24 protein-coding genes are annotated in these 21,894 nt (G+C 44.6%); 11 read left to right on the top strand and 13 right to left on the bottom strand.

Annotation, left to right across the window (positions count from 1 at the left end; translation table 11 throughout):
• The first annotated feature begins 6 nt into the window (after positions 1-6).
• Positions 7-966, top strand: coding sequence for a flagellar motor protein MotB (locus tag B9G69_RS05345; protein WP_088615474.1), 960 nt, complete (start codon positions 7-9; stop codon positions 964-966).
• On the opposite strand, the gene B9G69_RS05340 is transcribed toward B9G69_RS05345, so the two are convergent.
• Positions 938-1,618: a TorF family putative porin gene (locus B9G69_RS05340; RefSeq protein WP_088615473.1), complete on the bottom strand. Its 681-nt coding sequence runs from the start codon at positions 1,616-1,618 to the stop codon at positions 938-940. The two genes, B9G69_RS05345 and B9G69_RS05340, sit on opposite strands and share 29 nt — an antisense overlap.
• 97 nt (positions 1,619-1,715) lie before the next feature.
• On the opposite strand from B9G69_RS05340, the gene B9G69_RS05335 reads away from it, so the two are divergent.
• Both B9G69_RS05335 and lon read left to right on the top strand, forming a co-directional pair.
• The gene (locus B9G69_RS05335) at positions 1,716-2,543 is read left to right on the top strand and encodes an exonuclease domain-containing protein (protein ID WP_088615472.1); all 828 of its coding nucleotides are present in this window, start codon (positions 1,716-1,718) and stop codon (positions 2,541-2,543) included.
• A gap of 78 nt (positions 2,544-2,621) precedes the next feature.
• Entirely contained in the window at positions 2,622-4,997 is a 2,376-nt protein-coding gene (lon, locus tag B9G69_RS05330; RefSeq protein ID WP_088615471.1) for an endopeptidase La, read from the top strand.
• A 38-nt stretch (positions 4,998-5,035) separates the two neighbouring features.
• On the opposite strand, the gene B9G69_RS05325 is transcribed toward lon, so the two are convergent.
• A complete protein-coding gene (locus B9G69_RS05325; RefSeq protein ID WP_088615470.1) occupies positions 5,036-5,998 on the bottom strand; it encodes a signal peptidase II in 963 nt (320 codons plus the stop codon).
• 124 nt (positions 5,999-6,122) lie between these two features.
• Between B9G69_RS05325 and dacB the strand changes: the two genes are divergently transcribed.
• Together dacB and B9G69_RS05315 are read left to right on the top strand one after the other, a co-directional pair.
• Positions 6,123-7,547, top strand: a complete 1,425-nt coding sequence (gene dacB, locus B9G69_RS05320; protein ID WP_254916865.1) for a D-alanyl-D-alanine carboxypeptidase/D-alanyl-D-alanine-endopeptidase — start codon at positions 6,123-6,125, stop codon at positions 7,545-7,547.
• Positions 7,548-7,585: 38 nt separating this feature from the next.
• Complete coding sequence (locus tag B9G69_RS05315; RefSeq protein ID WP_265437993.1) at positions 7,586-8,767, top strand: lytic transglycosylase domain-containing protein; 1,182 nt, start codon at positions 7,586-7,588, stop codon at positions 8,765-8,767.
• Positions 8,768-8,827: 60 nt separating this feature from the next.
• Here B9G69_RS05315 and B9G69_RS05310 read toward each other — a convergent pair whose 3' ends face one another.
• Positions 8,828-9,469, bottom strand: a complete 642-nt coding sequence (locus tag B9G69_RS05310; RefSeq protein ID WP_088615468.1) for a TetR/AcrR family transcriptional regulator — start codon at positions 9,467-9,469, stop codon at positions 8,828-8,830.
• A 238-nt stretch (positions 9,470-9,707) separates the two neighbouring features.
• A complete protein-coding gene (locus B9G69_RS05305) occupies positions 9,708-10,172 on the bottom strand; it encodes a hypothetical protein (protein WP_088615467.1) in 465 nt (154 codons plus the stop codon).
• Positions 10,173-10,363: 191 nt separating this feature from the next.
• Here B9G69_RS05305 and B9G69_RS05300 point away from each other — a divergent pair, with 191 nt between their 5' ends.
• Complete coding sequence (locus B9G69_RS05300) at positions 10,364-10,993, top strand: tyrosine-protein phosphatase (protein WP_088615466.1); 630 nt, start codon at positions 10,364-10,366, stop codon at positions 10,991-10,993.
• 24 nt (positions 10,994-11,017) lie between these two features.
• On the opposite strand, the gene murB is transcribed toward B9G69_RS05300, so the two are convergent.
• The 4 genes from murB to B9G69_RS05280 all read right to left on the bottom strand — a co-directional run bounded on the left by murB (position 11,018) and on the right by B9G69_RS05280 (position 13,774).
• Complete coding sequence (murB, locus tag B9G69_RS05295) at positions 11,018-12,031, bottom strand: UDP-N-acetylmuramate dehydrogenase (protein WP_088615465.1); 1,014 nt, start codon at positions 12,029-12,031, stop codon at positions 11,018-11,020.
• Between the two features lie 14 nt (positions 12,032-12,045).
• Entirely contained in the window at positions 12,046-12,348 is a 303-nt protein-coding gene (locus B9G69_RS05290) for a PilZ domain-containing protein (protein ID WP_088615464.1), read from the bottom strand.
• A gap of 119 nt (positions 12,349-12,467) precedes the next feature.
• Positions 12,468-12,983, bottom strand: a complete 516-nt coding sequence (locus B9G69_RS05285) for a dihydrofolate reductase (RefSeq protein WP_265437992.1) — start codon at positions 12,981-12,983, stop codon at positions 12,468-12,470.
• Positions 12,980-13,774, bottom strand: a complete 795-nt coding sequence (locus B9G69_RS05280) for a thymidylate synthase (RefSeq protein ID WP_088615462.1) — start codon at positions 13,772-13,774, stop codon at positions 12,980-12,982. The genes B9G69_RS05285 and B9G69_RS05280 overlap by 4 nt, the downstream gene beginning before the upstream one ends.
• A 282-nt stretch (positions 13,775-14,056) precedes the next feature.
• Here B9G69_RS05280 and B9G69_RS05275 point away from each other — a divergent pair, with 282 nt between their 5' ends.
• Positions 14,057-14,767, top strand: coding sequence for a hypothetical protein (locus tag B9G69_RS05275; RefSeq protein WP_088615461.1), 711 nt, complete (start codon positions 14,057-14,059; stop codon positions 14,765-14,767).
• A 1-nt stretch (position 14,768) separates the two neighbouring features.
• On the top strand, positions 14,769-14,930 hold the full coding sequence (locus B9G69_RS05270) for a hypothetical protein (protein WP_176400954.1): 162 nt from the start codon (positions 14,769-14,771) through the stop codon (positions 14,928-14,930).
• On the opposite strand, the gene B9G69_RS05265 is transcribed toward B9G69_RS05270, so the two are convergent.
• Together B9G69_RS05265 and B9G69_RS05260 are read right to left on the bottom strand one after the other, a co-directional pair.
• A complete protein-coding gene (locus B9G69_RS05265) occupies positions 14,914-16,716 on the bottom strand; it encodes a DUF4105 domain-containing protein (RefSeq protein ID WP_176400953.1) in 1,803 nt (600 codons plus the stop codon). The genes B9G69_RS05270 and B9G69_RS05265 overlap by 17 nt on opposite strands.
• 159 nt (positions 16,717-16,875) lie before the next feature.
• Positions 16,876-17,340, bottom strand: a complete 465-nt coding sequence (locus B9G69_RS05260) for a DUF3015 family protein (RefSeq protein ID WP_088615459.1) — start codon at positions 17,338-17,340, stop codon at positions 16,876-16,878.
• A gap of 375 nt (positions 17,341-17,715) precedes the next feature.
• On the opposite strand from B9G69_RS05260, the gene B9G69_RS05255 reads away from it, so the two are divergent.
• The 3 genes from B9G69_RS05255 to B9G69_RS05245 all read left to right on the top strand — a co-directional run bounded on the left by B9G69_RS05255 (position 17,716) and on the right by B9G69_RS05245 (position 19,303).
• The gene (locus tag B9G69_RS05255; RefSeq protein WP_088615458.1) at positions 17,716-18,021 is read left to right on the top strand and encodes an RNA recognition motif domain-containing protein; all 306 of its coding nucleotides are present in this window, start codon (positions 17,716-17,718) and stop codon (positions 18,019-18,021) included.
• A 73-nt stretch (positions 18,022-18,094) separates the two neighbouring features.
• On the top strand, positions 18,095-18,316 hold the full coding sequence (gene infA, locus B9G69_RS05250) for a translation initiation factor IF-1 (protein ID WP_088615457.1): 222 nt from the start codon (positions 18,095-18,097) through the stop codon (positions 18,314-18,316).
• Between the two features lie 177 nt (positions 18,317-18,493).
• On the top strand, positions 18,494-19,303 hold the full coding sequence (locus B9G69_RS05245; protein ID WP_088615456.1) for an outer membrane beta-barrel protein: 810 nt from the start codon (positions 18,494-18,496) through the stop codon (positions 19,301-19,303).
• Between the two features lie 121 nt (positions 19,304-19,424).
• On the opposite strand, the gene hpt is transcribed toward B9G69_RS05245, so the two are convergent.
• From hpt to B9G69_RS05230, 3 genes are read right to left on the bottom strand one after another with little or no spacing between them, the layout of a single operon-like run.
• Positions 19,425-19,955, bottom strand: coding sequence for a hypoxanthine phosphoribosyltransferase (gene hpt / locus B9G69_RS05240; protein ID WP_088615455.1), 531 nt, complete (start codon positions 19,953-19,955; stop codon positions 19,425-19,427).
• A gap of 8 nt (positions 19,956-19,963) precedes the next feature.
• Positions 19,964-20,755 (bottom strand): uracil phosphoribosyltransferase, encoded by a 792-nt coding sequence (locus B9G69_RS05235; protein ID WP_265437991.1) that lies wholly within the window; start codon positions 20,753-20,755, stop codon positions 19,964-19,966.
• 46 nt (positions 20,756-20,801) lie between these two features.
• Complete coding sequence (locus B9G69_RS05230; RefSeq protein ID WP_265437990.1) at positions 20,802-21,779, bottom strand: hypothetical protein; 978 nt, start codon at positions 21,777-21,779, stop codon at positions 20,802-20,804.
• Positions 21,780-21,894 lie beyond the last annotated feature (115 nt).

The following is a 21,894-nucleotide window of genomic DNA, read 5'->3' as shown; positions in this document are numbered from 1 at the left end:
ATATTCATGGCAGAGAAGAAACAGACAATCGTCATCAAAAAGATCATCGTCCAAGGTGGCGGTGGTCACGGGGGTTCCTGGAAGGTTGCCCTTGCTGACTTTATGACGGCCTTGATGGCCTTCTTCCTGGTTATGTGGATTGTTGGTCAATCTGACCAAACAAAAAAAGCCGTATCAGATTATTTCTCTACGCCTTCAGTTATTGAATATAATTTCCAAAACTTCGGGGTTGAACTGACTCTTGAAAAACTTTTCCTGGATCTTTTGAATGAGCCGTTAAAGGCCTTCCAAAGTTTCATGGAGCCAATGGATAAAACTCCAAATCTATTGGATATGGGTTCTGCAAAAGTTGTTGCTGCTTACATGGCCGACCAGATGAATGACGTCGCTAAAAATGTGGTAGTCACTCCCGAGGGTTTTGATTTCGACATCCCTGATTACATGTTGTTTGAACGTGGAACTTCACAACCGAATGCTAATTTTGTTCAAGTGATGGATAAAATCAAAGGTGTAACGGCAGGTTTGAAAGACGCAGAGATTAAATTGACGTCTGGATTGTTCGTTCAATCCGTACCTGACAGTTCTGCGATGACAGCAAACCGCGTGGCTTCACAACGTTTAGATATCGTTCGTAATAAAGTATCTGCATCTTTGGAAAGTAGCACAGTGACTGTGAGTGGTGCTATCAGCGTTAAAGAAAAACTAGGTGAGGTTGATCCTAAGAAATTGGTTGGCTTTATCAAAGTTAAGATTGCACAAAAAGAGCTGACATCAGACGGTCGTAAGCAACGTAAGTTGGAATCTATGTTTGGTGAACAAAAAGTAGATATGTCTGTGTATGATAACTTTGTTCATCAAGTATCAACTCGCCGTAAAGAGGAAGCTCACGCTAAAAAGCCTCTGAAACAACAAGTTGATGATGAATTAAAAGACGCTGCTAAAAGCCCGTCTTCGCTGACAGAATAAAATAAACGTCGCCAGTGCCATCAAGGTCGCTGGCTGCAGTGGTGCCGGTCACGGCACCTTCAAAATAAATCACACCCCAGTTTGTACCAAGAGCCGTGCGCAGATCAAAATAGCTGCTGATGCCGGTCACGTTCGGTGAATTATAACCTGCTTCCAGATCCCATTTCCAATCTGTGAACACGACAGTCTCTTTGCCAAATCCAATACGCGACGATCTGCTATGTGTGCCTTCCCAATTGCTTAAGCTGTCGTAAGTGAGGCGATAGGAACCGAAATTCAAATGCAGCCCCAGAATTTGACCGTCACGATCGCCTTCTTTAAAGAACTTGCTGTAGCTATAGGCGATTGTTGCGTGGGAATCTTGGCTGAAATCGATTTTGATATCAGCATTTCCGCGTAAATTGAAATGATCATCACTGTTCTTATAGTTCGTATTTGAACCCCACAGTCCCATGCGGAACTGAGGTCCAAAGTTAAACCAGAACGACCCTTGTAAAGCAGGAGAGCCTTCCGATTGGTTCAAACCGTACTCAACATATTGAGAAAGCAGCGAAACATCGCCCGTTAGTTTGAACGTAGGAGTATTTTCCGCTGCCCAAGCAGCAGAACTAAGACCTAAGAGTGTAATGATAAAACTGATGTATCTTCGCATAGATAGTGCATTTCATTGTGAACGAAGAAAGTACAAAATCAAAGAAAAGCCGATACGATACTGGACCAAAACCCTGCTGACAGGGTATGTATACCCCATGAATTTAGAACTGCCTTTAGATGAGTACTCTTATATCGCTTTCGACACTGAAACCAGCGGCGCCTATCCAGTGGGATATGACATCGTCGAATTCGGAGCCGTGAAGTACTTTAAAGGTCAGGAAGTAGATCGCCTGCAGTTCCTTTTAAAACCGCGCGAGTTAATGAGCGACTTTATTATCGGCATCCACGGCATCACCAACATGATGGTGGCAGATGCGCCTGATATGAACGAAAAGATTCACGAGATTCATGCCTTTTTTAAAGGCTCGGTGGTTATGGCTCACCATGCTCCTTTCGATTTAGGTTTTTTGACAATCGATTTTGAAAAAGCGGGATTGTCTTTGCCGATGGAGCCGGCTCTTTGCACAAGTCTCCTTTCACGTAAGTGGATTCATGGTGTTGAAAATCACAAACTGCAAACTTTGATCAAGCATCTAAATATCGATGGCGGTCAGGCACATCGCGCTTATGATGATGCTAAGGCTTGCTTATATGTTGGTTTGGAATGCTTTAAAAAAATGGGCGAAGAGGCGACTCTCGCGAAAGCAATTAAGAGCCAAGGTAAGCAATTGTGGTGGAAAGACTATGCGATGCACTCTGTAAACGATGTATCTCTTAAGACTATGATCGAATCCATTCATACTAAAAAAGATTTGGACCTCGTATATGATGGTGGCTCAGCTAAGGGCGAAACGCGCCGTGTGAGCCCGATTGGAATCGTACGTAATCCAGATGGCGACTATCTTATGGCCCTTTGTCAGAGAGAAAATACTAATAAACGGTATTATCTGTCTCGCATCAAAGATGTGGGAATTGTTTATTAACCCTCACCTTGACGGTTGAAAAAACGGATACATGATTAACTTATGACCCTGCACTCACAGCAGGGGAAAGGTGAGACCATGTCATTCGTATCTGGTTACCTTCCTGTTATTCCGCTAAGAAATGCCGTTCTGTTTCCCGGTGTCAGCATGCCTTTGCGGGTTGGAAGAGACCGCAGTATTCAAGCTTTACAAAAAGCACTAACCAACCAAAAGTGGATTGTTTTACTTTCACAGAAAAATCCTGAAGGCACTGTTGAAAAGCCAGAGGATATGCATACTGTCGGAACTCTTTGTAAAATTGAATCCCATAAAAAAGAAGATGATGGAAGCTTTACGATTTTCGTCAATGCTCATCAGCGCATTCGTGCGCGTGAAATGAGATTTGAAAATGGAATCTATGAGACTTTGACGGAAGGAGTTGAAGATATCCTGGTCGCAGATCGTAAGACCGAGGAAGCCTTGCTTGAGAGCCTCAAACAAATCGCCTACGAGACAGTTGATTTACTGGGTAAGCACATGCGCCGAGTGAAGGAGTGGATCGCAGAGATCGAGGAGCTCTCGTTGCTGACTAACGTGTGTGCAGCTCATGCTGATTTTTCCTTGGCTGATAAGCAAGGAATTTTAGAGTCGGCTGACGTACGTGAACGTGCTCTAAAAATTTTGGACCTGATGAAGGAACAAAAGGAGCGATTGAAGATCCAATTGGATATTCGTCAGAAACTGACCGAGAACATCAATCAAAGTCAAAAAGAAAGCATTCTGCGCGAGCAAATGCGAGTCATTCGGGAACAGCTGGGTGATGAAGACAACAATGATGTCGCCGAAGGGTTCCGTAAAAAAATCCTTGAGGCGGGAATGCCTGACGAAGCGTTGGCATTGGCAAATTCGCAGTTGAAGCGTTTGGAGAATATGAATTCAGCATCGCCTGAATACCAAATCATCCGTACGCATTTGGATTTGCTAACAGATTTGCCGTGGGCAAAATCATCAGCGGATCAAGAAATTGATTTAGAAAAGGCCGAAGCGATTTTGAACGAAGATCACTTTGGCATGGATAAAATTAAAAAAAGAATCTTGCAGCATTTAGCCGTCATGAAACTGCGTAAATCGCATCAAGGTTCGATTCTGTTATTCGTAGGCCCTCCAGGTGTAGGTAAAACTTCCCTTGGTAAAAGTATTGCGCGCGCACTGAATAAGAAATACGTGCGGGTGGCATTAGGTGGGGTGCGTGATGATGCGGAAATCCGCGGTCACCGCCGTACCTATATCGGAGCAATGCCGGGTCGAGTGATTTCCGGAATTAAAAAGGCCGGTGAAAACGATCCTGTATTCGTACTGGATGAGATCGATAAACTATCGCGCAGCTTTAACGGCGATCCTGCAAGTGCCCTGTTGGAGACTTTGGACCCTGAGCAGAATAATTCTTTCCAAGATCATTACCTGGATACGGCATTTGATCTTTCGAAAGTTCTTTTTATCGCAACGGCTAACGCACTTGATACAATTCCAGGCCCTTTATTGGATCGTATGGAAGTGATCGAGCTTACCGGTTATACGATCGAGGAAAAGAAAAACATCGCAAAACGCCACTTGTGGCCGAAGCAGTTAAAAGAGCACGGTATCGAGGAGTCTCAAATGGAGATCACCGAAGGTGCCTTGACAAAAATGATTACCGACTACACCCGTGAAGCCGGCGTTCGTGAGCTGCAAAGAAAAATTGCGACAATTTGCAAGTTTATGAGTTTGAAGATCTTAAAAGCCGGAGAGCAGAAACTGATCGTTGATATTAACGATTTGGATGAAATTTTTGGCGCAGAAAGATTCTCTTCCGAATTGACGGAATCGGCGATGCCACCGGGTGTGGTGACAGGGCTTGCATGGACACCGGTGGGTGGTGACATCTTGTTCATCGAAACGGAAGAAATGCCAGGTTCAGGTCAATTGCTGTTGACGGGGCAACTGGGCGAAGTGATGCAGGAATCCGCGAAAATCGCGATGAGCTTGCTTAAAGCGCGCTTGCCGTTGATGGATCCTACAATCGACTTCACTAAAAAAGAAGTCCACGTTCACGTTCCTGCGGGAGCCATCCCTAAAGATGGTCCTTCAGCAGGGGTGACAATGTTGACGTCGATTGCTTCGAAGATGTTGAAAAAACCTGTGAACCCTAAATTGGCGATGACAGGTGAGATCTCGCTTCGTGGCAGCGTCTTGCCGGTCGGTGGTATTAAAGAAAAAATCATTGCGGCTCACAGAGCTGGAGTGACCGAGGCTATCTTGTGTAAGAAAAACGAAAAAGACTTGCGCGAGGTTCCTCAGGAAATCAAATCTCAGATGAAGTTCCACTTCGTTGACAACGTGAATGATCTGCTAAAGATCGCACTGGAAATTGATTTCCCGGCTTACAAGCTGAACTTCGATAACACGACCCCACTCTTCCCAAGAGCAATGAACTAAAGGTAAAAAAAAAGCCGGGTGATGAACCCGGCTTTTTTTTATTCGTTTTGTGCTTTTGTATCTGGGTCGCTGCCGCTGTCAGAAAACTCAACGACATTCACGGTGCGTTCTGACTTAATGACGGCCAGTCGTTTAGAGATCTCCGCCGCTAGTTGTTCAAGTTCTTTGAATTCATCGCCCTTGCGGACTTTGAAAACGCGGGCGTTTTCACCAGCAAAGATACCGTTGATGTATCTTTCGAAAGCATAGATCGGGCCTGCAATTCGGTGGGACAAAACTTTACCAACAGCGAAAGTAATCATACAGAACGCGATACAGATGATCGTGAAAGTGATCACGTAGGGAACCAGGAATTTATTCAAAAGGAATTGATTGCTGCCGACAAGTTCCGTGATCGTAACGCGCAAGTATGTGTAAGAGAATACCAGGCTGATTAAAGTTAAACTGAGTCCCACAGCCATCATCAAGATGCAATATTTCAACTGGAACGATAGATTCACCCAGAATTTCTTACGAGAATTGTTTTCCGGCCAAAGCAATTCACCTTCGCGAATGATCGCCAGGACGATCAATCCGTAACCGACCCATTGCAAAGCATCGGCAATATTGAAAGCCGGGCTAGAAAGGGATGGAGTACCCACGACGATAAAGTCGACAACGTATCCCCAAGCGATACGATCCGCCACGTTCCCTAAGATACCACCGATCAGAATAGATAAACCTGTACGAAGCGTCAGCGATTTGATGGGTAAAAGATATTGAATCAAAGCATACGTACATAAAAGAAAAGCGCCACCCGTCGACAATGAAACGATACGCAAAACGGATGGCAAATCTGAAAACAGGCCTAGCATTGCGCCGTGATTGTGATGCAATACAAAGTGTAGCGGACCATATGATTTCACAGCCGTGATATCAGCAGCCCACAATTTAGTTACGCGGTCGAACAACCAAGTCACTAGAAGTGGAAATATAACAATGAGCCATTCGCGCTTTTTCATGGAACTCAGTCTATCAACAGAGCCTGAAATTGTTGCGAATTCATTTAGCGATCGCTACCATTGTCTAGTAGGTTTCAATTCGGGTTATAACTGCGTTGATATTGTTGATCATGGAGGACTCCAAATGCGATTTTTCATTCTTACGACAGCGATGCTGTTTAGTTTTTCAGCAAAAGCAAATTTGGATGCGAAGTTCGCGCAAGACGAAATGCAAAGTTTGGCGAAAAAGAGCAAGGTCCAGCTGTCAGATCTTAGCATGTATGCTTCAGTGGGCGAGGGTGAAAACCTAAAGGTCCTGCTTGATAACAACGGCACAAAGTTGATGATTCCAGCGTCCATTTCTAAAATTGCCACTGCATCAGCGGTGCTCGCGACTTTTCCTCCAGGTCATAAATTCAAAACACAGATTTGGATCACCGGTGACGTTGATAAAAAAGGTGTTCTTAAAGGCAATGTGTACTTAAAAGGTGGCGGTGACCCCTCGTTTGTTTCAGAAAACATGTGGTTCTTAGTGAACGCATTTTTGCGTAACGATATCAAACGAGTGGAAGGTGATATCGTCGTGGACGATAGCTTATTTGATAAAATGCGCTACGATATCAGTCGTCAAAAAGAGCGTGTAGACCGTGCATACGATGCTCCCGTCGGTGCAATGTCCTTTAATTGGAATTCGATAAATATCTTTGTACGCCCGGGCGCTAAATCCGGCGACGATGCTCGCGTTTACGCAGATCCAGAAAACGAATACATCCGGTTGGTTGCAAAGACTAAAACCAAAGCAGGCGGCGGGGAAGTTTTTGCAGATCGTAAAGAAGATCCAAAGTTTGATGGTGATCTTTTGCACGTGGGCGGCAGCATCGGTGTGAACGCTAAGGAAGTAACAATCTTTAAAAACATCACGCAGCCAGACCTTTGGTCAGGTTATAACTTAAAAGCATTTTTATCTCAGCGTGGTGTATCGGTCACTGGGGCGGTCAAAACAGGTAACACTCCTTCCACCGCTTCCCTGGCTGCAGAAGCTGAAAGTAAAGCGATCGAAGCCATCGTCGCGGATATGAATAAATTCTCGAATAACTATGTGGCCGAGATGCTGACGAAAAACATGGGCACCTTGAAAAAAGAAAAAGGTGTCACACTTGCAGATGGCATGGTCGCGATTCAAGAACACATGCAAGCTTTGCAAATCCCTAAAGATCAGTACCACTTAGAGAGTCCATCGGGTCTAACGCGTGAAAATAAAATGTCGTCATATGCTATGTGGAAAGTGCTCCAACATCTGCGCAACGACTTCCGTGTGCAACCCGAATTCCTGCAAAGTCTGCCTATTGCAGGAATTGATGGCACCCTAAAAAAGAGAATGAAAGGAACAAATGCCGAACGCTGGGTGCGCGCTAAAACGGGATATATTAATAACGTCGTAACTTTAGCAGGTTACGCGGGACTTGAAGACGGACGAGTTATTACGTTCTCCTTTATATACAATGGCGCAACGGATGAGGCGGCGGTTCGACAATATTTTGATAATCTTCTGAAAAGTTTGTTAAAATAAGAATCACTGAAGAGAACACACCAGGAAGGAGTGAGCTCGTGAAGAACTTCGTCGTTTCAGTTTTAACTACAGCATTGATTTCCCCCGTCGTTCACGCACAGGATTTGAACGACATTATTCCGGGAGTCGTTCCGCAAATTCAGGCAGAGAGCCGCTCATGGCGTGCTCCTATCTATAAAAATCAAAGCAATACGCTGGGATATTCCTCGAAAGCTTTTTCTACTCCGAAAGGGATGGAAAAACAGGTTCAATTCTGGGTGGATGTTTACTCTAAGTACACTTCAGAACAAGGAATTATCCACGATTCCGAAAACGTAGAAAAGATTTATCGCGTCGTCGACCTTAAAGGTTTAAAAAGTGAGAGAGAAAGACAAAGACGCATTGATTTAGTTAAAGAAGAGATCGGTGACAAACTGAAGCTCAACAAAGAGCAGCGTGGGAATTTGCGTTTTCAACTGGGTCAAAAAGATCGAATGCAAAAAGCGATTTTCTATTCAGGTCGTTATATCGAGGACATGGAAAAGATATTTAGGTCGAATAAACTTCCGGTCGAATTGGTCCGCTTGGTTTATGTTGAAAGCTCCTTCAACGTGAACGCGCGTTCAAAAGTAGGGGCCAGCGGAATGTGGCAGATTATGCCTTATACAGCCCGTCCGTATAATATGATTTCCAAATCTGTTGATAAAAGAAATCATCCTTTAGAAGCGACAAGATTTGCAGCCCGCCTTTTACGTTCCAACTATAATATGTTGGAATCATGGCCTTTGGCGGTGACTGGCTACAACCATGGACCGACCGGTGTGGCGAAGATGGTAAAGAGATATAAATCGCGAGATCTTTCTTATCTTGTAGACAATGTTTCTTCGCGAAAAAGCTTTGGTTTTGCTTCCAGAAATTTCTATGCTTCTTTTTTGGCGGCCTTAGAGGTTGAACGTAACGCCAATGATTATTTCGGCGTGGTATTGTGGTCCAAGCCTTTAGATTCTCGGGAATTGAAGCTACCTAAACCGATCAAATACCGTGATTTGGTCAAGTGGTTCGATGGGGACCACCAACGAACTTTGGCATTCAATCCGCATTTAACGTACTCGGTGATAAAAAAGGGGATTACGATCCCGTCGCGTACGATCGTCTCTGTCCCCAAAGACAAGTATAATGTTGCTTTAGTTTCCTTGGCCCATAAGAACGGCCGTGAGATAGCATCTGAAAAAATTAATTAGTAATTACTGTATCAAAAACTAAAAAACCCGGTATTTCTACCGGGTTTTTTAGTTCTAGCTTTAAGCAGTTTCAACTGGAAGATCCAAGTACTTCATAAACAACTTCGTCATCTCGCTTAAGATTGTTGGGTCGTTGATGTAGTTTGGATTATCGATCGCCATTGTGTTTGCAAGGCCCATGAACGCATTCACGATCACGTAAGAGATTTTATCCATATCCTTGCCCGGTACTTGGGGAAGGTTGTAACGAATGATCTCTTGGAAAAAACGGATAGACTCAGAAATGTAGGCTGCGTCGGCAACGTAGTATTGAATCGTTGTTAGCTTCGCACGCAACTCGTATTGTCTGCGGTAAGTTTCGAAAGCTACTTCTAACATAGCGCGAACTCTTTGTTCCGGAGGCAAAGGAAAGATCGAACGCATTTTTTCGCTCAAGATGCGTTTGTCTTCTTCCATCAGGTTTTTTACAACCGCTTGTACCACGGACTCTTTATTGCCGAAGAATTGATAAAGTGAACCAATGCTCACTCCTGCTTCCTTCGCAATTTTGTCAGTTGTAATGGAGTAAAATCCTTCAGAAACCAACAAGCGAGAACATGCATCCAGAATAGTGCTTACTGTCTGGCGGGAACGTTCTTGAGTCGGCGCTTTCACTATAATCTTAGTCTTCTTCGCTTTTTCTTTTTCCATAGACTGAATCATTTGAATGATTCTCCCTTTCCTTAGGACAAGAGTCCTTCTGATGAGGACAGAATAGGTCTTGCTGGACGCGGGAGGCAAGTCTGGTTTTTTACAAACCTGTAATGTTGGTGTAATGTTCAGGACTTTAGTCGGGATTTGGGGTCCATAGTGCTGCGGCATCCCAGAGGTAACCCGGGCTTACAACTATTTTAGACAATTGTTCGTGTTTTAGTGGGCCAGTTCGTGGTTACTTCTGGGTTTATTGTAGTTCGTTGTCGCAGTAGATGAGGGCTCGATCCGTGTTGGATGGGTAGCTCATCGACTTTGCCAGTTGGGTGCACTGTTTTTTAGTGATCGTTTTGTTGAACTCGCGGATGCAGTGCCATTTCGTCTCGTCGCCTGAGTCTGCGTATTCCATGTTCTTGGCGATCGTTGCGCATTCTTTAAGGGTGACGGATTTTAAATCGTACAAACAAATCAAGCGAGCTTCTTCGGCGTTGTTTGAGTACTCCATGGATTTAGCGATCGTCAGGCATTGAGCGACGTTGAGTTGGGCTTTCTTTTTCTTAAGGCAGTTGAATCTGCTGTCGTCTCTTTGGTCCATCGCTAGGCCTGCGCGGCGGCTAGGTTCGCAGCTTTCGGCAGAGGCAGCGCTAGCGTCCAAAGAATAGATGGATAGAACGGCAAGAATGCTAAAAATGATTTTCAACCAACGCGAATCCATGGCGAGTTCCTTTGCAATTCTAAAGCCTTGCTAAGCTAGCCTATATTTAAGATGGCGGCAAAAACCTTGTCTAAGAATGTGACAACCGACAGAAATACGACGTCACTCCAAAAAAAATGGGCAGGCACCTTTTGCAATTTGGGGGAAAGTTCTGGTTAACGCGGGGCAGGTGTTGGTAAGCCCAACGCCCTATGAAAAAGCTGTTTATCTTATTGTTCTCCTTGATGGTTTTTAAGCCAGCCTTTGCCAGTGATATTCTTGGTCCAAACTTCCACGAAGTTGATAAAGGTCAGTTGTACCGTTCTGCCCAGTTGGATGTTTTGGAGCTTAAACATTACCTCAAAAAGCACAAGATCCAATCGATTATCAACTTGCGTGGGGCAGAGCCTCTTTCGTTGTGGTGGCAGCAAGAACTTGCTGTCTCTAAAGACATGGGAGTTATTCACTACGATATTCCGATGACTGCGGAAGAGATTCCTCATCGCAAAAATCTTTTGAAGCTTTTGGATTTGTTAAACATGGCTCCACGCCCGATCTTGATTCATTGCCAAGGTGGCGCGGATCGATCTGGGGAGGCCGCAGCCCTTTACCAAATGGTCTTCCAAGGTAAGAGCAAGGAAGAAGCTTTGAAACAATTAACGTTCAAATATCATCACGTTCAAAAATTCAAACCGGCTAAAAGATACTTCATCGAAAAAGTATGGCAGGGGGAGGAATGGGCTTTCTCTAGCTACGATCCCTGCAACGCAAACTACAAGTACTACAACAAAAAGAATGCTTATTGCCGCGACTATGATTTCGATGATGAGAATTTCTTCTAGATAGTTCTGATTGAGCGGAGCCAGTTACCAGCGAATAGGTTCTGGTTCCAACTCGACGCCGAAGCGTGCTTTTACATCGGCGCAGACCTGAGTGGCTGTCGTCCACACGTCATCTGAATCAGCTCCGCCGTGATTGACTAAAACCAGCGCTTGCTTTTCAAACATGCCTACGGGGCCGATCTGTTTGCCCTTCCAACCGGCTTGATCAATCAACCAACCTGCAGCCAATTTTACTTTGCCATCAGCATAAGGAAAGCTGACGAGCGATGGATATTTCAACAGCAACTGGTCACGAAGTGCCACGGGTACGATCGGATTTTTAAAAAAGCTTCCAGCGTTGCCAATAACAGCAGGATCGGGAAGCTTGCTAGAGCGGATTTCGCAAACCACTTTCGAAATGTTACGGGGATTAGCTTCCAAACCTTGGCGTTCCAATTCTTTGCGAACATCGCCGTATTCAAGATGCAAATTGTTTTGCTTAGGAAGTTTGAATGTTACTTCCCAAATTAGATATTTTCCGGCGCCTGCATTTTTAAAATAGCTATCACGATATGAAAACTGGCATTCAGAATTAGTGAAGTTTTTCATTTCACCCGTGGCAAGATCCACGCAGTTGACTTCGTAAATCGTGTCTTTCACTTCAACGCCGTAAGCTCCGATGTTTTGAATTGGTGAGGCACCTACGGTTCCGGGAATCAAAGAAAGATTTTCTAAGCCCCAGAAACCCATATCCAAAGTCCAACGAACGAACTCATTCCAGTTTTCTCCGGATTGAGCTTTCACATACCAAGCTTCATGGTCTTCGTGCACAAGCTCGCGACCCTTGTTGGCCAAGCGGATGATCAATCCCCCCACTTTCGCGGGAAGAACCAGGTTTGAGCCGCCGCCCAAAATACGCCATGTGATTTTTTTTAGTTGTTGATCTTTCAAAAGATCTTGGACGTCGGAAAATGTATGCAACTCTGTATAGAGTTCCGCTTGGGATTTTAAACCCAAGGTATTTAAAGAACTAAGATCATGTTGTGCGAGAAGTTGCATTGACAGGAACTATATTAAAAAACGCCAGCCTTGGCCATCATTCTTTCAAGGATGTCGTCTTTGTGGATAAAACATATGCCAAGGCCCAAACCTTTACTCCACACGACCTCTGCGGCCACATTGTAAACACGTTTCAGAGATTCGAGTTCCACTGTCAGATTTAGAAGGTCGCCTTTTTTAGGGACGTAGTCTCCTTTTGCGATCTCAAGGTAAGCGCCCGTTGCAGACAGGTTACGCATTTGCGCACCGGATTTGCCGATGTGACCGTAAACCTCAAGCTTAGCTTGTTCCTTTGTCTGAAAGCGTTTTGAGCTCATTAGTACCCACCTCGAAATACACCTGCGGAGCAGGACTGCTTACTACTATTTTCGGGTGGTTTTCAGAAATCTCTAAGGGAAAAAGCTTGCAATCTCATAATGAGATTCAAATCTGGTCCCTACTTTTTCAGGTATGTAAGAAACGAAAAAGGAATAGGCAACTCCACGTCTCGACGTTGAGTGAGAGTGAATAATTTTTCGTCAATTTCTGGATAATGTGTGTCACCGGGAAATTCGCGGTGGATCAGAGTTAGATAGACCTTGTCAGTCAGGTTTTTAGCAAAGGCCTGCTTATAGATTTCACCACCACCAATGATGAAAACTTCCTCTCCCCATTGAGCTGTTAAGGGACGGGCGTGCTCCACAGCCTCTTCAAGGCTTGCCACAAAAACCACTGGGCTTTTTTCTGTGGAAGGGAAGGAATGTTTGGAAGGATCGCGAGTCACCACGATATGGTAACGATTCGGCAAAGCTTTACCGTGGAAAGAATCAAAAGTCTTACGACCCATGATCATCACGTGTCCCTTCGTAGTGTCTCGGAAAAACTTCATGTCCTCGGGCAGATCCCATGGGAGTCCGCCTTGAGTTCCAATCACGCGATTTTCAGAGCATGCTACGATATGGGTTAAAATCATACTGCTACCGGTGCCTTGATCGCAGGGTGCGGATCATAACCAATGATTTCGATATCTTCGTATTTAAAATCGAACAGGTTTTTCACATCCGGGTTTAGTTTTAATTGCGGCAGAGGTCTTTCCTCGCGGGCAAGTTGTGTTTTCACTTGCTCAATGTGATTCGAGTAAATGTGCGCATCGCCCAACGTATGAACAAAGTCACCCACTTCAAGGTTGCAAACCTGCGCGATCATATGAACCAGCAATGCATAGCTTGCGATATTAAATGGCACACCCAAGAAAATATCGGCGCTACGTTGATAAAGCTGACAAGAAAGTTTTCCGTTAGCTACGTAAAACTGAAAGAACGCATGACATGGAGGCAAAGCCATTTTTTCAACATCACCCGGATTAAAGGCAATTACTAGCAGGCGGCGCGAGTCAGGATTTTTTTTGATTTGTTCAACCACGTTTGAAATCTGATCAATCGTGCGACCGTCAGCAGTTTCCCAAGATCTCCATTGCTTGCCATAGACCGGGCCTAAGTTGCCATTTTCATCTGCCCACTCATCCCAGATGGTGACTTTATTGTCTTTAAGGTACTGAATGTTTGTTTCGCCTTTAAGGAACCACAACAGTTCATGAAAGATGGAGCGCGTATGCAGCTTTTTCGTCGTTAATAACGGAAAACCTTTTTGCAAATCAAAGCGCATTTGATATCCGAACGTAGAAATCGTGCCCGTACCGGTACGGTCTTCTTTCTTGGTTCCGTTCTCCAAAACGAATTTCATTAGATCATGATACTGCTGCATTAATACCTCGATGGCGCACTCGAATGAGCACCGTGACTTCTTAAGTGTAGTGAGTCGGGCAAGGTTGTCTACAGGCGCACATCGCAGCACGAAAATTGTGAGGCTTAATGCGCCTAGTTGTGTAGCAGAAGTGGTATCTCACTGGTGGAGCGATCGCACTGGAACAGCCTCAAAGCGGCATGTGCCTATGTTTTTTACATCTGAACAGTTCTCAATACGAAGTATTTGCAGCTGGAAGGGGGCACGGGAGTTGTAAGGAGATCAAAGTCGAAGGAGGACGTTATGTCCCACGAAGCCAAAGTATATATGATCGTCATAGCCATTGTGGCCGGTACGGTCTACGCCGCCGAGAAAATGAAAGGCCCTGCTGTCGCAGCGGCACCGGTAGCGCAATTGGCAACCACGGTGGCTCCTTTTTCACAAACAAAAACATCCTCTTTGTTAAAAGCAAAGTCCCCAGCTAAAAAAGCTGCGGGTTTTGATGTTGCACAAGTCCTTCTGGACCAGGAAATGGACAGTTTGAATCACGGTAAAGTTGATTGGAAACAACGTGAAGCAACTGTACGTGCTCAAGCAGAAAAACTTTCCTACAATGATCTTATGAACCTGGCTGCTAAATCTGTGGATACGTCTTTAAACGTGAACGAACGTTTGATGACGGTGTACTTGATTAGCCTTTCAGGAATTAAGGCGCACAACGCACTTTTTGAAATCGTTAAAACTCCTTATGTCTATTCTAAAACATCGGGTTTAACGAAAGTGACATTTGAAAATCAGGAATTGAATTTACGACTTCGTGCCTTGCAGGCTTTGGATCAATTGGCTTTGGTCAATCCACAGCAAATTCAGAAAACGATGAAGATCGTCACGAAATCTACAGCAAGTATGCAGATTAAAAATTACGCGCAAATCAGCGTGAAGGGATTTGCGCACGGTCAACCAGCAAAATTATCGCAATGGTTAAATCAAACTATTGCCTCACGTGGAGAGTAATATGAAAAACGCAGTTTATATGGTTCTTTTTGTCGTAGTTTGTTTTTCTGCCGGTTACTTCCATGGACAACTGTCTTCGCACATCGATACCTCGGTCGCGTTTGAATCAACTCCTACGGTAAAGATGTTCGCTTCAAGACAAGTTGTTAGTAATAGAAATTAAGTTCTGCTCTGTATTCTTCATGGTCTTTTGCTCCAAGGCGCAATCCCAGGTTTTTGCTTAGAGCGACCTGGGCGCCGGCAAACAAATCCCGGTATTCATTTTTACTGCCATGGTTATCATATCGATACCATGCCTCGGCAAGCAGGCTGAATGAATCCTTCCAGTTATAGCGCAATAAAACTGCAGGACCGATTCCCATACGGAATTGATCGTTTACAAAATTTTGATCATAGGCAAAGCCGGCTCTGATCCAAGCGCTTGCCGTCAGACTTTTTGTAAGCTCCTTAGCAAGGCCAGCACCGATCGAAAAAGACAATGGCATACAGTCATAGGAGCATTCTGTTTGGTAGTCCCGATCCCAGCCAAACTTAAGACGCCATGATGGGGCATGAGTAAAAATGTCCCAGTTCGAAAGCGACACGATTTCCACTAAGCCTATCTTTTCAAGTTGAACGCGCCCTGCTTGCGCATCATAACTGAAGTCTGTTTGGATCATCTGCATTTCAGAATAAGCCGGATAGCCGCGAATAGGATCTAACAGATCATGCAAAGCAAAACGATGACCCAAAGTCGCTAGATTCTTGTCGTTGCGGTAAAGGTAGCCTGCTTTAGCGCGCGAGGACCCGTGGGCCTGATGAGGAGCGTCTTGCATTGGCACGGGGATTTCAAGTTCGGGAGAAACAAGATTCACTTCAGCGCGAGCTATCAGAATTTGTTTTTTTAGTTTGAATTGACCTTTTTGATGCAGGACTTCACTGGCATAACGAAAGTCGACGTAGTCAATTGCAGCGTCCAACAGCTCCTGACGTTCTTTATCTGTGCTACCATTCACAAGCTCTTCGATATTTTCACTTTGAATAAATTTAGCAAATTTTTCTTTTGAAGCTTGGTTCAAAGTTGTCAGTCTTTGTTCAAATGTCGCGCGACCCGAAGGACGATAACTAAGTTTACGAACCAAGCCCCCCGGGGCCTCGTAAACCATGATCATCGTGTCGCTGGGAAGCACAGCCCGTTTCGTTTTTTGAACTAAGTTTAAAGAAGGTCTTACGGCATCAAGAGCAGCGATGATTCTGTAAGAGCAGTTTTCAGTGAAGTACCAATAATCAAAGTGAGCTTGTTGCAATTCGTAAACGTGGGCCACTAAAAGGTCGATTTCATCCTGAGTAAGATCTAAATCGTACTCCCATAAATCCCGACTTTCGAAGTTGTTATATTCTCGAACCTTAAAATAATAAGGCTGAATTTCAAATCGCCCTGTAAACATGCCCATCAATCCCATGACAGCATAGGTTGCTGGTGTTGCTCCCTCAGGAACTCCAGAAAAGCCCACACCGAAATCGATCAGCTCGTATTTTTTTTCATTCGACGAGGAACTTCCACGATTTAATCTTAAAAACGAATGCCCATAGGCAGACGCAGGATTGTTCATATAATAGGAAGAAAAAACATAAGTGGCTGAGTGAGCATCAAGGATGCCTCGAAAGTTTTCAAAGCGTTGGCAGCTGACTTGGGGCCATTTTGCTTCAGGTAAATGTCGTTTTAAATAAAGGAATCGACCTGGAAATAAACACTGCGCACGCTCTTGTAAGTTTCCCTCTGGTGATGGGCGAGTGAGCGTCGGGTCAAAGATCGCCTGGATAGTGGCGATCAACTCGGCCTGGGGATTTTGTTTTCCCTTTTTTGAGAAAAAGAACAGCGGAGAGTCGGCCTGGCTTTGTTTACTGAACCCGCTGTCTCTGCGATAGTTCAATAGATTTAGCCATTGTTGGTCTTGATCAAGCTTCAATTTCAGTGCGCTCTGAACGACAGAGTCCGCTAAGCTTTGGGCTTGAACAAAAGGGCTGAAAATAAGCAGGGCAAGAAAACATATACATTTCATAAAAAAAGAGGGACCGAATTGAGCGGCCCCTCTTTTTGTACCTTAGGCTTTTAACTGAAGCAAAAATTAACCTTTAACAGCGCAAACTTTTTGAGCCGTTTCGAAAACGCGCTCAGTCGTTTGTTCACCTGAGTAGATTGATTTGTAGTTGTTTTTCAAAGTAACACCCAAAACTTGAGAGTCACAGTTCATCATTTTGGAGAATGTCGTCAACGTTTCACCTTGGCCACGAACGATGTCGTTTTCAAGAGCTACTGCATTGTTATCCAAGAACGCTTTTGTTTCGTTCGCGGCGAAAACGGAAGGGCCGCAGTTTGATGTCCCAGTGGACATACCGAACGTTTGAGAGCCCGCAGTACCATTTAAAGTCGCAGCCAAGATTTGAATAGGACCTGATTTGTTACCAAAAGCTAAAGCGCCAAGACCGCAACCTGCAGTTCCATAACCGCCATTCGAAAGGTCGCTTTTAGAAGCTGCCAATGCTGAAGATGCTGATGCGATAATTGCTGCCGCGATGATCATTTTTTTCATGTGTTTTCTCCGTTGTGGTTTATATAAGCGTCCGTTCGGACATCTATGTTTCTAGAATTTTGAGCTGACATGCCACAGGAAGCAAACAAAACCGCTCGAGAAGTTTATTACCTTTCAATGTTATTTCAAAAAACTGGCAAGTAACATGTCTGGAATGACGCCCTAAGGCCAGTAATTAAGGAGAATATTACATTCTATCTCGGCGGTGTTCGATCTCAGTACCAAAATTGCGAATTATAGCATTTGGCGACAACGTCCATATCTACTCACGAGTTTGTGTGTTCTAATGAACTTACCAAATTTCGTCGTTCAGTTAATTCATTAGATTCCCTTTTGTCTTCGCGAATGGCCCCTAGCTTTTTTAAGGAGGCAAAAATGGGAAAAAAAATATACGTTGGTAATCTTAGCTTCACGGTAGATTCTGATATCTTGGCGAATAAATTCGCTGAATTCGGAACTGTTGAATCTGCAAACATCATCACGGATCGTGACACAGGTCGCAGCAAGGGTTTCGCTTTCGTTGAAATGGCGACTGACTCTGAAGCGACGATTGCTATTGAAAAATTAAATGGTATCGATCTAGGTGGTCGCGCCATGAATATTTCTGAGGCGAAACCTCAAGCTCCACGCACTGGTGGCGGTGGCGGTTTCCGCGGCGGTTCTTCTCGTCGTTCTTACTAATCACTTTAGCAATATTTCCCCGCAGAACCGTTTAACAACGGTTCTGCACTTTCGTTCTTTAAAGGAGTAGGAAATGGCTAAAGATGATCTGGTGATGATCGAAGGAAAAGTTTCTGATTTAAAAGGCGGTGGGATTTATTTCATCGCAATAGAAAATGGCGTTAACATCAAAGCAAAACTTTGCGGAAAGATGAAGCGCTTCAATATCAAAGTCGTTGTCGGGGACCGTGTGACTGTGAGTGTGTCACCCTATGATCCGACCCATGGTTTGATTACACATCGTTTTAAGATCTAACATCGCTTAGACACTTGGGTGCCAGAAATGGCACCTGTATTCAGAGTATCTAAATTCTGTCTGTCTCATCCTGAGAATCCATACTTCAAATAAAAATTAAGGCAATCTGGCTTCAGTCCTTTGGGTGCTCTATTGGTATCCCACTTGCTCTTCATATTGGCATTAAGGGAGAGTTATATGAACAAGGTAACTTATTATATTGCGGCTTTGATTTTGGGTTTTTCGATGTCTGCACAGGCACAAGGAGCCCGCGCCCAGTTTAAGCCTTCATATGCTCAAGAAGAAGTCGAAGCTGCCAATGAGATGTCTGCCGTCTATCCGACTCAAACGATGTCTCAACGTGCAGAAGTCCTTAACTATCGTACAATTCCAAATCCTTGGGTCACACTTGAGCCAACACTGGGTTACATTAGTTCTAATTTTACGGGTATTGAGGGCAGAAATGGCTCAAGCGCCGAATCAGTCTCTCGCTTGCAAGCTGGGGCTACAGTTTTAATTGGCCGTGGAATGTGGCAAGGTGAAACGGGGTTATTCTATTCCCCACGTGGCGCACAGATGACTGTCGGAGCTACGTCAGGTGGTAAAAACGTTTATGATTTTAATCTCACTTATTTGGATATTCCTTTGATGGCGCGCTTTTCATGGCCGCACTCCTCTAAATCTCATTTCTTTGCAAGAGCGGGAGTGGTGGTGGGTATTTTAAGTGAGGCAAAATACGATGTGAACTCCACAATCGTGACTTATGGTGCGACTACTAATTATCCGGCAATAACTGGAATTGATGCGAAAGACTACTTCAATGCAACAGATCTTCGTGGCGCTTTTGGTGCCGGCTATGATTGGAAATTTTCGAATCGTGTAGGGATGGTCTTGCAAGCCGATCTTCAGGAAAGCTTTAGCAAAATCAACACAGACAAATTCCTGAACGATCTCGATGTGTACAACTTCGGCATCATAGTCAGCGCAGGCGTTTCAATCAAACTCTAAGGTAACAGTTCCCTTTTTTAGGATTTGTTGTTTTATGGAAGTAAGAATAAAAAAACCACAGCTTTGCGGCTGTGGTTTTTGCATTTGAGGATGTAGATTCCTAGAAAAGGGAACTGTTACCTTATTGGAAGTTTTGAACTTGGGCGATGTATGGAAGGTTGCGGTAGTAACCTTGGTAGTCCAAGCCGTAGCCCACGACGAAGTCGTTCGGGATTTTGAAACCCACGTGGTCAACGTCACATTTAACTTTCAAAGCTTCAGGCTTTTCAAGCAATGCGATTGTCGTTAAAGATTTTGGTTTGCGCGACATGATAGAATTTTTCAAGTAGTTCATTGTAAGACCCGTATCGACGATGTCCTCAACCAAAATCACATGCTGGTTTTCAACCGGAGAAGCCAAGTCCAAAGTGACTTTCACCTCACCAGAGGAAGAAGTCCCGCCGTGGTAAGAAGCCACACCAAAGAATTCGCATGTGATGTCGCTGTCGATGGCTCTGATCAAATCAGAGTAGAACATGAAGGAGCCCTTCAAAACACAGATCGCGATTACTTTTTCACCTTTGAATTTTTTAGTCAGAGTCTCGCCCAGCTCTTTGACTTTAAGTTGGATTTTTTCTTCAGAGATATATGGCTTCAAAGTTAAATTCGTCATGGGGACTCCTACACAAATGAATTATTCATGATCTCGCCGAAACCACCGCCGCCAGGCACGATGTATTGATGATCGTTTAAGCCGCGTTCTTGATCCCAGAATTGACCCGGTTTTGCATCTAAAACTGCCTGAGAGGATAGCCCACGGTCAAGTCTTAAGGCATAGATTACGACTTCGGGGTGTGATCCTAACAGATTCTTCAAGTACTCAGGGGTCACGATAAGGTTTAAGGCTATAAATTTTTTAGCCGGGCCCTCGATATGCTGCTTATAGTGGTTAATGGCATGAATCATTGTATTGCCAGTGGCACCCATTGGGTCAGGTAGAATTACGCTGGCATCCTTTACATCGCCACCGATTTTCATTCCGCCAAATTCAGCGCCAGTGACCGTATGTTTGCTATCTGTCATGCGCGCTGAAAAGATATGGTCCTGACGAACATTTTTAGCAGGCAAAGCAAAGTGCAAAAAGTTGTAACAGATGTGGCTTGGGTAAGTCCCGGCGCGAGCCAGATTTACGCTCACTGCTTTTTGGTGTTGCGCAATGCGATCCGTATGCAAAAGTTTATCGGGATGAGCTTCGGTCATGCGAGTCGGTTGGGAGAAGTTTTCGCGGTCGAACTCATTGTTCACCGTGATTGAAATCAAGTGAGTGTAGAGCACCTCAACAATGCGATTGATTTCCGGCTGATAGCAGTCAGGGTGGCAGGCTTTGGCTAGCAGGCCACTCAAAAACGGGCTATCGATCAAGTGAACGCGTGGACCATAGTGGTGTGGTAGTTCTTGTTGAAATTGAGCCATGAGTACCTTTCACGCGAATTCGTATGAAAGGTCTTCAGATCGAGGACTATTTGTTGTCGTATTCGACGAAGATCACGAATTCGCTTTCGCCTGCTCGGAATTGAGGAGAGCGCAGAATTTTATATACATCAATTGCAGTCAGATCGTCATCATTTTCGAGATTTGACTGAGCGGGCATAACTCCCGACATCAAAAAGCCCATGCCGTTCCCGATTTCAAATATAGCCGGGAAGGATTTTCTTTGAACCTCAAACCCACCTGTGGGACTGCCTTCACGCCACGTTCTTTGGATTTCGATATTGCCGCGCAGACTTGGTCCGTCAACATCTGCAATTTCAAAGAATGTCGTCAGGCCAATTTCAACAGATGGATTGTTTCGGTCTTTTATGCTGTAAGACCACTGCATTGTTTTGCTGGAGGAAAGAGTACGTTCTTCTTTATGAAGGACTTTCACTCCTGCCGCTTGAATGCGTTTATCTAGACCGGGAATAATGCCGGCGGAATAATCTGCGAAATTCATGAACTGCCCAGTGCCGCGGCTGGATTCGATCATTCGACCCAACATAGGCCTGATCACTTCGGCATAAGTGACGATCAGGTGTGGTCCACCCGTGCTTTTTGCGGCAACAGTGCGGCTTTCTTTTTTTGGTTCTTCGGCAACTTTCTCAGAGTGAGCATCTGCGAAAGCTTTTGCGGCTGCCAATTCTTTACTATCATCTGCGTCGCTTGAAGCAACGTTTGCAACCACTGGGCTTGGAGAAGGTTCAGTCACGCCACCCGATGCCGTTGCCATCTCAGAACTTGGTTCTGGAGCTGCGGGTGGGGGAGGCGGAAGATTGCTGGAGCTATTTACTCGAACAGTAGGTCGAGATGTGCTGGCTATATTTGTGGTTTCCGTTTGTTTGTTTTTGTAAACGTAAACTCCGCCACTAACGACGACAGCAACGAACAATGTCACATGTAAAACAGGATTCTTTAAGAATGTTTTCCAAAATGGAGCCGACTGTGGTTTAAAGCTTTCCATATCGACGCCGCATTGAGCGCAATACTTATCTTGAGGTTGTTGAAAGCCACAGCGTGGACACGAAATTAGCATCTAAAAAGTTTTCCTGTTGTGATTAGAAAAAGCCTTATAAATA

It is taken from the genome of Bdellovibrio sp. SKB1291214, assembly GCF_002209355.2.
Lineage (GTDB): Bacteria > Bdellovibrionota > Bdellovibrionia > Bdellovibrionales > Bdellovibrionaceae > Bdellovibrio.
Note: the sequence above shows the minus strand (reverse complement) of the source record. Positions and strands in the feature narration are given on the sequence as shown.